The 11,876-nt window shown below is 40.5% G+C and carries 7 protein-coding genes and 1 pseudogene; 7 read left to right on the top strand and 1 reads right to left on the bottom strand.

All coding sequences use genetic code 11. The features are described 5' to 3' along the window. Positions 1-90: 90 nt before the first annotated feature. Positions 91-1,199, bottom strand: a pseudogene (locus FHU12_RS20210) (IS110 family RNA-guided transposase). 554 nt (positions 1,200-1,753) lie between these two features. Here FHU12_RS20210 and FHU12_RS20205 point away from each other — a divergent pair. From FHU12_RS20205 to FHU12_RS20175, 7 genes are all read left to right on the top strand, one after another. Further along, entirely contained in the window at positions 1,754-3,376 is a 1,623-nt protein-coding gene (locus FHU12_RS20205) for a TolC family protein (RefSeq protein WP_141971399.1), read from the top strand. Further along, on the top strand, positions 3,377-5,521 hold the full coding sequence (locus FHU12_RS20200; protein WP_141971398.1) for a type I secretion system permease/ATPase: 2,145 nt from the start codon (positions 3,377-3,379) through the stop codon (positions 5,519-5,521). It begins immediately after the preceding gene. Further along, positions 5,502-6,791 carry a beta-barrel domain-containing protein gene (locus FHU12_RS20195; protein ID WP_260440746.1) on the top strand — a complete coding sequence of 430 codons (1,290 nt, stop codon included), beginning with the start codon at positions 5,502-5,504 and terminating at the stop codon, positions 6,789-6,791. The genes FHU12_RS20200 and FHU12_RS20195 overlap by 20 nt, the downstream gene beginning before the upstream one ends. A gap of 15 nt (positions 6,792-6,806) precedes the next feature. Beyond that, positions 6,807-7,268, top strand: a complete 462-nt coding sequence (locus FHU12_RS20190; RefSeq protein WP_141971396.1) for a phage tail assembly chaperone — start codon at positions 6,807-6,809, stop codon at positions 7,266-7,268. Positions 7,269-7,373: 105 nt separating this feature from the next. Continuing rightward, complete coding sequence (locus FHU12_RS20185; protein ID WP_141971394.1) at positions 7,374-9,923, top strand: phage tail protein; 2,550 nt, start codon at positions 7,374-7,376, stop codon at positions 9,921-9,923. Between the two features lie 613 nt (positions 9,924-10,536). Then, positions 10,537-11,121 (top strand): fimbrial protein, encoded by a 585-nt coding sequence (locus tag FHU12_RS20180; RefSeq protein ID WP_141971392.1) that lies wholly within the window; start codon positions 10,537-10,539, stop codon positions 11,119-11,121. Between the two features lie 54 nt (positions 11,122-11,175). Continuing rightward, on the top strand, positions 11,176-11,871 hold the full coding sequence (locus FHU12_RS20175) for a fimbrial biogenesis chaperone (RefSeq protein ID WP_141971390.1): 696 nt from the start codon (positions 11,176-11,178) through the stop codon (positions 11,869-11,871). Positions 11,872-11,876 lie beyond the last annotated feature (5 nt).

Genomic DNA, 11,876 nt, shown 5'->3' with positions numbered 1-11,876 from the left:
AACAATCATGGGATAACACGCTCAGGTTGCGTCAAATCACACGCAAGGAGGTTTTAATAAATGGGGGGCCTATTAAGTTGTCAAGCATGTTTATGATGCTGCAGGGATATAAAAAGCCCCGCCACGCATCATGGCGAACAGGACGTCACAGCGCCGCTTTGCCAGAGCGATAAGTGCCTGGTTGTGTCGTTTTCCCTGGCTAATTTTCGTGTGTAGTAGGCCCTGGAGATCGGAGCTCTGAGTGCCGCGAAGGCCGACAGGAACAGCGCCCGTTTGAGGCGTTTATTACCCCGCCGAGAGGGATGCTCCCCGCATATGGATGAGCCGGAGCGTCGGGTTACCGGCGTAAGACCGGCATAGGCCGCGAGATTTGCCGCAGAGTCGAAGGCGCGGCAGGCGACCTCTGTGAGGAGTCTGGCTGCGGTCCTGACACCGGCTCCGGGCATGCTGGTCAGGACCGGGTAAAGAGGGTGAGCAAGAACCCGTTGTTCTACCTTAAGTGTCACCTCGCCTCTTTGCTGACGCAGCATGATGAGCTCGAGTGCCAGTCGTGGCAGAACAACGGCAGCAGCATTCGTGTCGGGAACGACGACGCTTTGCTGTGTCAGTGCCTGAGTGATATCTGCAGCAAGGCGCTTTACCAGACGAGGCGCGAGTTTGCAGAGCTGCGTTGCCAGTTTCTTCTCACCCAGTGAAGCGAGTTTTTCGGGTGAGGGATATCGTTGGAGTCACTGCCGGGTGATCCAGTCGCGGACCGAGAACGCGCTCAAGAGCCGGATGTATCTGGGTCAACAGGCCGCGGATACGGTTGCTGGCCTGTGTTGTCTGTTCGGCGAGATCATCATCGAAGCAGCAGAGCATGGAGAGTTCGGTGATTTGCTCGTCAGCCAGCTTCAGCGTGCGTAGCGCGTGAGGCAAAGTACGGGCCACTTCAGCGATGATGGCCGCATCGCGGGTATCGGTTTAGGCTTCACCGGCGTGTAAGTCGGCGATGCGGCGCATTGCCAGCCTGGGAAGGTATCCGACAAGGATGCCTTCAGAACGGGCAATGACCAGAAGTATATGACCATGCTGTTTCAGGTCAGGTATCAGCTACTGAGTTTGGTTTTGTCGCTAGGTAATTATTTATAAAACAGTGGCTTGTGTAAACCACTAACGGCAACAGCGTGATGGATATATTTACCAACATCAACGCCAATAAAGACCTAGACTGATTTGTAATCGCTGGATTCGGCCATTCTGTCCCCCTGTTTATACGGGTTAACCAGACAACCACGGGGAGCTGGTACCGGCATCCACGTTACAGACGGTCCCGGCATAAAGTGCCTGACCAGGCTCCTATTGGCGGTTACCATCGCACCACCAGACCCGGTGACATCATGCCTCAGGATCATGGCCGACTGGGGCAGTAATCATGCCGGATCTGGCTGGTTAGCAACCGTAGTATAAGCGGTACGAATAAGGTAACGGGGGTAGAATAAAAAAGATGTGGTGTGCAATCGGTTTATGAAAAGCTGGTATTGAAATTTGAGTTTATGGGATAAATACATAGTGATTATAAAGTGGACTAAGTAAGAAGATGCATATGTAAATCAAATTGAAATTGTCTCTTATTGTTATCAGTATGAGAATTAAAGTGTTGTCCCGTATTGTGAAAGAAGTGAACATAATTTTTTGCTATTTCTCCAATATATCATCTCTTACTTATCTATAATATAAATTTTAATTTTATAAACAGGCTGAATCCGCAACTATGAAACTAATCTCGAATAAATACATAGGCGATAAGTATGGAAAAAATAAAGGATGGCTAATTGGTTTGTTAATTGTGTCACCTGTTTTTTTTTCTTATAAAGCCAATGGTAAGGATGATGTAATATATCCTGTGGTTTTTGATGATGAAAAATCACTGAACGAAAATTTTTTGCCGTTAAAGGATAAGGAAAACCCTAAAATCTTATCTAAAAATTATGAGGTAAGCTCAAAAAAGAATACAGCGAATAAAAATGAAAGCACTGATAGTGATATTTTTAAGGGAAAGTCAAGAAATAAGGATTACTTAAGCTACTATGAAGAAGAACGAATTGACTTAAATAATGGATTAAGTGAAGGTGGCGGCAAAGCAATCAAATATCAACAGCCCAGCGGTTATTATAATTTAAGGCAAGTGATAGATATGGCAATAAGTTGGCATCCTGCTATAAAAAGATCTAGCCGTGATCTTGAACGAATTAGAGAAACGATAAATGAAGCTATGGCTGCTTACTATCCATCTTTCAATGTAGGTATTCAATCTGGATTGCAAAGTAACGATTATGGTAGTGGGAATGAAAATACAAACAAACTAAAAATGGCAGCAGAACAGGTTATTTATGATTTTGGAAAGACCAAGTATAAGGTAAGGTTGAATAAATCAAATGCATTACATTCTGAAAATGAGTTGGATAAAGAAATCAATAATATTGCATATCAAGCGGTAACAATATATCTACAAGTGGTGAAGTATAAAAAATTATATAAAATAGCAGAAGAGCAACTCATAGGTTTTAATAAGATAAATAAAATCGCAAAATTACGCTCTGAGCTAGGAGCAAGTGCGGAATCCGATTATTCTCAATCAAAAGTGCGCTTGGCTTCCTCAGTGGCTTTATTAAATGATTACAAGGCGCAATATAATCGTTGGTCATCAGCGCTAGATAATATAACTAATGCTCATGTTTCAAAATCAATTCTCGTGGAGTTTCCTGTTTTAGATAATGATATATGTTTAAATAGTTTGGAAAATATAAATAATTCACCAGCAATACTAGCAGCAAAGTCACAAATAGAAGTTGCTGAGAGTCAAGTAAACTTGTCAAATACAGAGTTTTATCCCAGCATATATCTTAGCCCGTTCTATGAATATCAACTAGATAGGCAAGGCAAAGAACGTCGATATAACAGTGACTATAATCGTGATAAGTTTGGAGTGTTTTTAGATATTAAAGTTCCAATCTATCAAGGTGGTGCTACTTCATCAAGAGTTAGGCAGTCGGAACAAGCCTTATATGCAGCAAGGTATAATTGGGATAACGAATTATATAATGCAAGGTCGAAAATAACAGAAGCATCTAGTCAAGTGCGTAATTCAAGGCTAAGCTTAGATGCGAAAATAAATAGAGTAAAAGATGCAGTGCGTACCAGAGATCTTTATATACTACAATATGAAAAGCTAGGTAATCGGTCATTTTCAGATTTAATTAATTCCGAGGCTGAGATTCATCAGACAAACATAGACATAATTAACAGCAAATATAATATAATAAGTTTCTCCGTTGAATGTTTATATCAAACAGGAAAACTAACGAACAAAGAAAGAGTTATAAAGGAAGAGTAAATGAATAATGATTTCCTAGATGATGTAATAGATAGTAAAGAAGCGGAGGATAAATATTTCCTGACCCGCTGGAGGTCGGCTATTGTTCAAATAGCCCATCATTATCGGCTAAATATTTCAGAGCAGAATATATTAATAACTGAACTATGGAGTTATAATTTAGGAAGGGAGAAGATAATTAAAAATATGGCCAGGCAAGCCGGGCTTTCGCTAAAAATAGATAGTGGTAAGGATTACATATTCAATACTTGGCTCTTTCCTCAGGTGCTTGAGATGAGCAATGGACAGCTAGCTATACTTAAAAGTATTGATTCTAAAGGCAATTACATTATATCATTTATCGAAGATGATGGATTAGTATCAGTTGTTGGTCGTGATGATATAAACTCGAAAGTTAGTCGTATTGTTACACTGCGGCCTATAAAAACTCAACAAGACCCTCGTTCAGATAAGTATATAATACCGTTCAGAAAACATTGGGCCTGGAAAATTGCGTTCCCTAATCTAAAACCATATTATGTAATTATACTTGGTTCATTTTTCGTAAATATCCTTGGTTTGGCTGGAATAACATATTCGATGCAGACTTATGATAGAATAATTCCCGCTCAATCAATTCCAACCATGTGGGTGTTGTTTATTGGAGTTATACTGGCTTTTGTTTTTGATTTTCTTTTGAGGATAATGCGATATAGTATAATTGACATGCTTGGTAAGAGAGCCGATTTAATAATTTCAGATCGGGTTTTTGGTCGCTCATTAAGGATTAAAAATGGTTATCGTCCTAAATCCACCGGGACGTTTATATCTCAATTGCGTGAATTAGAACAAGTAAGAGAAATGATGACCTCGTCTACAGTCATAGCGATTGCAGATTTACCTTTCTTCTTCTTATTCTTAGCTGTTATTTACTCTTTGGCGGGGATTGTTTTTTTAGTGCCATTAGTGGGGATGGTACTGATGGTCTTACCTGGATTACTTTCTCAAAAAAAACTTTCTATTCTTGCTAATTCATCTATGCGAGAATCTAGTCTAAGAAATGCTATTTTAGTAGAAACAGTACAAGGGCTTGATGATATAAAATATTTGCAAGCAGAGTATAGATTTCAACAGCAGTGGCTTCATTACACTAATGCAACTGCAGACAACTCAATAAAAATAAAAAAATTAACACATACTCTAACAACTTGGTCGTTTTTTATTCAAAATAGTGTTTTTGTATGTGTTGTATTGGTAGGAACACCTTTTGTGATGGAGGGGAAACTATCCACAGGTGCTTTAGTAGCATCATCAATTCTCAGCTCCCGTATGATGGCGCCTATATCTCAAATAGCAAATATACTTACTCGATGGCAACAGACAAAAGTTGCTATCTCTGGCATTGATAACATAATGAAATTGCCCGTTGATCATCAAGAAGACTCAAGAATGGTACATAAACCGGCAATCTATGGAAAATATAAAATTCGTGATGCTGCTTTCATACACAATGATGAGAGTACTATGGCCGCTGTAAAGATAAAAAAACTAGATATTAAGCCTGGTGAAAGGATCGCGCTTCTTGGTAGAAATGGCTCTGGTAAATCATCATTGCTGAGTGCTCTAGCAGGCATGATGCTTAAAACAAATGGAGAATTGATTCTTGACGACATCAATTTATATAATATTGACCCATCTGACGTTCGTAGAGATGTTGGGTATCTAACTCAACACTCAAGATTATTTTATGGCACCATAAGAGAAAACTTAACATTAGGTATGCCATTATGTAAGGATGAAGATCTTTTTCAGGCTATAAGTTTAACAGGTGCAATTAATTTCATTAATCAACTTCCCGATGGGCTAGATTATCTTCTTCAAGAAGGTGGTGGCGGGTTGTCTGGGGGGCAACAGCAGATACTATTACTCAGCCGCTTACTTTTAAGGAATCCAAGTGTGATTTTATTAGATGAGCCTACTGCAGCACTAGACGAGCTTACAGAGGACGAGTTTGTTAATAATATGAAAGATTGGCTAAAAGGTAAGACTGTTATTATCGCAACACATAGAAAAAAAATTCTAGAGTTAGTGGATCGAGTCATAGTAGTTTCAAATGGGGAAATGCTTTTAGATGAGAAAAAAAAGGATGTTATCGCAACTCTTTAGCAGATTTAAAATGAATAGAGTTGCAATAAAAGAAAAGTTAAAGTCAATAAATTATTTTTTTTTCAAAAATGAAGATTTGAATTCAGAAGCGGACAGTGTAGATGATTATATAGCTTGCTATTCAGGTAAGAAAGGGGAAAGGGGGAAGATACAATTAACTCTAGCTATTATTATATTTTTCTTGTCTTTCTTAATTTTATGGGCATATATATCTGAGATTGATGAGGTTTCAAAAGGTAATGGCCAGGTTATTCCTAGCTCTAAAGAGAAGATAATTCAATCCATGGATGGAGGTATATTAAAGAGGCTATATGTTAAAGAAGGACAAATAGTTACGCCCGGTGAAGCTTTAGTACAGATGGATACGACCAGGACACAAGCATCAGTCTCAGAAACAACTGAAAGATATCATGCTTTACTAGCCCAGCAAGCACGCCTTAAGGCTGAAGTTAACAGCACAAAGATAGTTTTCCCAGAAGATTTGAAAAAAAAAGCAGAGCTAATTGAAGCTGAAACTAGACTTTTTGAGTCTAGGAAAAAACACTTTGAAGACTCATTGGTTAGCTTAAGGGACTCAAGGCTTCTGTTACAAAGAGAGTTAGATATAAATTCTAAGTTATCAAAATTAGGAGCGTCTAGTTCTGTTGATGTTATTAGATTGAAAAAACAGTTAGTTGATCTAAATATGAAAGAGGCTGACCTTATCTCTCAGTATTATTTAAAGTCTCGAGAAGAACTATCTAAAGTTTCAACAGAGATAAGTTCTCTGAGTCAAGTTATTCTCGGCAAGAATGATTTGTTATATAAATCTACGGTCAGATCTCCTGTTCGTGGGATAGTAAAAAATATAGTTACTAATACTATAGATGGTGTTATATCTCCTAATGGCATTATCATGTATATAGTCCCTTTGGACGACAGTTTACTAATTGAAGCTAAAATTTCTCCTCGTGATATTGCATTTATTCGCCCTGGGCAATCCGCGAGGATTAAAATCACTGCATATGAATATTCTATTTATGGAGGGCTTGATGGAGAAGTTGTAACTATATCGCCTGATACAATTAAAGATGAGCAAAGGCCTGACATTTTATATTATCGAGTTTATATAAGGACAACTAAGGACTATCTTGAAAAAATAAAGGGAAAGCGTTTTTACATCAGCCCGGGCATGATTGCTAGCGTTGATATTCGAACTGGAAGTAAAACTATTTTAGATTATTTGGTAAAACCTTTTAATAAAGTAAATGAAGCTCTTAGAGAGAGATGATTAGAGGATTTAAAGATGGAAAAATCGAGTGAATATAATAAAGTTTGTATCTCAGGTAAAGAGTTTTACATTATAAAGTTAGAACCTTGGAAACGTTTGACTTTCATTGCTGACTTTCAAAAAGAATTTCTAGTTCCTGTGATTAATAGCATTGGTAATGGTAAGTTAAGTAATATATTAAACGGTGATGAATTACCTGATAACGAGGTGATGTCAATTATTAGTTCACTGTCACAAACCATTGATGGGAAAACGGTAGAGAAATGGGCAAAAAGAATAACGGATGAAGGTGTCGTAATCTATATTAATGATAACAAAGAAAAGGCAAAGCTGTCTTTTGTTCAGTTGAATGATATGTTTAAAAACCCTATTGATATTATTGTTTTAATGAAGGATGCAATTATCTTTAATATGGAGGGAGTATCAACGCTCTTTGATAGTTTCAAAAGAAATCAAAGTAATGAGGAAGGAATTTAATTTTTTTAATAATCACAAATCGAATCGAAATATCACTTATATTAAAGTGTTGTGTTGTTTTAAATATATCATCATTATATAAGCCATCTCAGAGGAGAACACGCTATGATGGATAAACTTGAGGCTTACACCTCTAAAAAGGCTAAGTCTAACTTAGTAGTTAATAAAGATATTGTATCAGTCCCTCCCTCAGCTAGCGTAGTTAAAGTCGGAATATCTCCAGGGGATATAGCCGGTGTAAAAAAAACGGGGACTAGTCTAATAATATATGATAAAAACGGCAAGCAATTAACAATAAATGATTTTTTTAAAAAAACAAACAACTCCAATATAAAACTTGTTTTTGAGGATGCTGTTTCTCATTCACTCTATGAAGCAAAATACGATGCTGAGAATTTTGCGGGCCTGTCTTTCTCAAAGCTAAGCTCTTTCGACGAGGCCTTTATCTCTGATAGCGAAAATATCAACCCTGCCGTTTGGGTTATTCCTTTAATAGCCGCAGGAGTTGGTGCAATTGCCATAGCCACTCATAAAAACTCTTCTGGTTCTAAGGCGGACCCAGAGCCAAAACCGGACCCAGAGCCGAAACCGGACCCAGAGCCGAAACCGGACCCAGAGCCTAAACCGGACCCAGAGCCGAAACCGGACCCAGAGCCTAAACCGGACCCAGAGCCTAAACCGGACCCAGAGCCTAAACCGGACCCAGAGCCGAAACCGGACCCAGAGCCGAAACCGGACCCAGAGCCGAAACCGGATCCGGACCCTGAAAAAGGTATGCTCCAAAAACTGATGGAGTTCATATCAAGTTTAATCAAAGATATTTCCACTATTTCAGGGAAAGTAATTTCCGGTATTTATGACATGTTTAAAGGTGTCGGCTCGTTCATCTGGGACGGCATCAAGGGTATTGCTTCAGTACCGGGAAAAATCTTTGAGGGGATCAAGGATTTAGTCAAGGGGGTCGGCTCGTTCATCTGGGACGGTATCAAGAGTGTCGCTTCGGTGCCGGGAAAAATCTTTGAGGGGATCAAGGATGTAGTCAAGGGGGTCGGCTCGTTCATTTGGGACGGCATCAAGGGTATTGCTTCAGTACCGGGAAAAATCTTTGAGGGGATCAAGGATATAGTCAAAGGTGTCGGTTCGTTCATCTGGGACGGTATCAAGAGTGTCGCTTCGGTGCCGGGAAAAATCTTTGAGGGGATCAAGGATGTAGTCAAGGGGGTCGGCTCGTTCATCTGGGACGGCATCAAGGGTATCGCTTCAGTACCGGGAAAAATCTTTGAGGGGATCAAGGATGTAGTCAAGGGTGTCGGTTCGTTCATCTGGGACGGTATCAAAAGTGTCGCTTCGGTACCGGGAAAAATCTTTGAGGGGATCAAGGATGTAGTCAAGGGTGTCGGCTCGTTCATCTGGGATGGCATCAAGGGTATCGCTTCGGTACCGGGAAAAATCTTTGAGGGGATCAAGGATGTAGTCAAGGGTGTCGGTTCGTTCATCTGGGACGGTATCAAGGGTGTCGCTTCGGTACCGGGAAAAATCTTTGAGGGGATCAAGGATGTAGTCAAGGGTGTCGGTTCGTTCATCTGGGACGGTATCAAGGGTGTCGCTTCGGTACCGGGAAAAATCTTTGAGGGGATCAAGGACGTAGTCAAGGGTGTCGGTTCATTCATCTGGGACGGTATCAAGGGTATCGCTTCGGTACCGGGAAAAATCTTTGAAGGTATCAAGGATGTTGGTTCATTCATCTGGGACGGTATCAAGGGTATCGCATCGGTACCGGGAAAAATTTTTGAAGGGATCAAGGATATCGGTTCGTTCATCTGGGACGGTATCAAGGGTGTCGCTTCGGTACCGGGAAAAATCGTTGAAGGGATCAAGGATGTCGGTTCATTCATCTGGGACGGTATCAAGAGTGTCGCTTCGGTACCGGGAAAAATCGTTGAAGGGATCAAGGATGTCGGTTCATTCATCTGGGACGGCATTAAGAGTGTCGCTTCGGTACCGGGGAAAATCTTTGAAGGGATCAAGGATGCTGGCTCATTTATTTGGGATAGTGTGAAAACCGTAGCCTCAATTCCAGGAAAAATAATAAATGAAGTCAAAGAAACCGTTAAGGGGAGTTGGGATTTCATAAAAGAGATGGGAAATGATATACATTCTGGTTTGGAGAAAACTGTCAATATTGCGTCTAAAGCAGTTTCTGTTTTCACTGACGCACTCAGTGCTATCACATCCCCAATTAAAGATATCGGAGGGACTATAAAAGATGTTGTTACTTCGTTAAGTGACGGAGTGAAGGCTATAGCTGAACCATTTACAAAAATTGCTCAAGCCATTACTACCATTATTGAAAAAATACCATCCTTGCCAGATCTCGGCAAGATTCCTTTCATAGGTGATCTATTTAAGGGTTCTAAGGAGAATGCAATCGAGTCAAGATCCCTAGATAAGCCAAAAGATGTTGATGAAAATATTTCATTAGTAAAATCTTTAGTAAAAGATAATGGAATGATTTCACTAAATAAATTACCAGGCGGAGACAAGAGCGATGCTACTGTTAAACTTAACAAAGAAGTGGGGTCTGACTGGATAAATGCTTCACATTTACATAACGATGTCTTCAACGATATAAATCATAATCTATCTGCAGCATAATGTTTATGTGTGATATTCTATTCTGCAAGTTAATTTTATTTAAATTATTATTGCTACACTAATATAGTGCAATAGTTCATAAGTTTAGCCTGCAACGATAACTAAGTTACTATGTGAATAACGAAGTTAAAGTTGCAGGTTTTTGTTTTAATAGGTAGTAATGAGGGCTTTGTCAATTGATGAAGGTAATAATGTTAGAGAAATAGTCGAATCAGCATGGGCTTTAAAAGGCATTTTTTTAACTTGCGCCAATAGTAAAAATTAAAAAAACTCACTAATATTGTTATGCTTTTTAAGCGCGCTAACAATTTCAATATTATATGTGTAAGGTTGGAGGAAATGAGAAATATACGACGCTATACTTGGTTGATAGTGTTCCTATTATCATTTGCATTTTGGTTGTTAGTGTTGGTTGTAATATTAAAATTAAATGCGGTTTGAATTTTTAACAAGCCAGAGAGGGGTGGGGATCAAATGGGGAGGTGTACTTTAATGAGCGTCATGCAGTAAGTTAATTTTAATGATACTTTGGAAATAGTTGGTTAAATCATGTGTGCTAATTGACATAATTACCTATTACGATAAATAAATTCTTTTGACAAAGGAGTTGGAAATGAAAAAAAATAGCATATACTTGGCTATGTTGACTGCCATGCTAACCTCTGCTGGTACAATGGCAGCAGATAATTCCGCCGGTGGCGTTATTTCGTTTAGCGGTGCCGTTACGGATACCACTTGTACCATCAATGGCGGGAAAAGCGCCGATTTTACCGTTGCGCTCAGCCCGATTTCCGTGACTGATGCGGGCACCGTGGTCGGCCCCATCACCAAAAACAAGAAATCTTTCTCGCTGACGTTCTCCGGCTGCACGCCGGCGGCGGGAACGGCCGGTACACCGCTGAAGATCTACTTCTCTTCGGCGAATAATATCTCTACCGACGGGAAATATCTGCTGAACAGCTCCGTGAATGAAAGCGACGCCGCCGTAGCGAAAAACGTCGGTTTTTCTCTGGCTGAGCCGGGTTCATCCACGCCGATTCCGTTGAACGTGCCTTATGTAACCAAGATCAAAGGCGATAAAACGGCGCCGGATGCCGAAACGCTGACGCTGGACGCCTATTACTACAAGACCAATGCGTTGGAAGCAAAAGTGGGGGAATTGAGTTCCAACGTGACTTACACCATTTCTTACCTGTAATTGCTATTAAGCCAGGCCTGCGCCCAAGGCAAAGGCCTGGCTTCTGGGGTGACTATGAAACAGTGCTTAATCTTTGCTGGATTGTTTCTCAGCAGCTTTTGCGCCGATGCCAATATTGTAATTAATGGAACGCGCGTTATTTATCCGGAAAAAAACAAGGATGTTATCGTTCAGTTAGTCAACAATGGTGACGATCCGGCACTGGTGCAGGCATGGATTGATGACGGTGATATAAACTCGACGCCTGAAACGGCAAACGTGCCGTTCTTGTTATCCCCACCGGTTGTGAAAGTTGCCGGAAATAATGGCCAGCAATTACGCATACAAAAAATGAGCGCGGCGCTTCCCGGCGATCGTGAGTCGGTATTTTATTTGAATGTGCTGGATATCCCGCCTACGCCGGAGAATTTGCAGGGCGTCAATACACTGCAATTAGCCATCAAATCACGTATCAAGCTATTTTATCGCCCGGCAGGGTTAACCGGCAGTGTCAATAACATCACCGACTTCATTGAACTCCAGGCGGAGGGGAAGGGATTTAAGGTTATCAACAAAGGCCCTTACTATTTTACGTTGGCCAATGTTGATCAGAAAGGCAAAAAGAATCTGTTGGTCGATTCAGTGATGGTTGGGCCGTATTCCAGCCTCTTTGCCCCGACCAAAGTTGGCGTGAGCCGGAATATTCCCTACACCCTGCTCTATATCGACGACCTGGGGGCTTATAAATCTAAAGCCATTACAGCCCGCTAACGTGA

Origin of the sequence: Serratia marcescens, from assembly GCF_006715005.1 — a bacterium.
In the GTDB taxonomy this organism is placed as follows: domain Bacteria; phylum Pseudomonadota; class Gammaproteobacteria; order Enterobacterales; family Enterobacteriaceae; genus Serratia; species Serratia montpellierensis.
This window is presented reverse-complemented; position numbering and strand designations above follow the sequence as displayed.

Coding starts and splice junctions, on each gene's coding strand:
- FHU12_RS20200 (WP_141971398.1), top strand. CDS start 3,377: ATGAATAATGATTTCCTAGATGATGTAATAGATAGTAAAGAAGCGGAG.
- FHU12_RS20195 (WP_260440746.1), top strand. CDS start 5,502: ATGTTATCGCAACTCTTTAGCAGATTTAAAATGAATAGAGTTGCAATA.
- FHU12_RS20205 (WP_141971399.1), top strand. CDS start 1,754: ATGAAACTAATCTCGAATAAATACATAGGCGATAAGTATGGAAAAAAT.
- FHU12_RS20190 (WP_141971396.1), top strand. CDS start 6,807: ATGGAAAAATCGAGTGAATATAATAAAGTTTGTATCTCAGGTAAAGAG.
- FHU12_RS20185 (WP_141971394.1), top strand. CDS start 7,374: ATGATGGATAAACTTGAGGCTTACACCTCTAAAAAGGCTAAGTCTAAC.
- FHU12_RS20175 (WP_141971390.1), top strand. CDS start 11,176: ATGAAACAGTGCTTAATCTTTGCTGGATTGTTTCTCAGCAGCTTTTGC.
- FHU12_RS20180 (WP_141971392.1), top strand. CDS start 10,537: ATGAAAAAAAATAGCATATACTTGGCTATGTTGACTGCCATGCTAACC.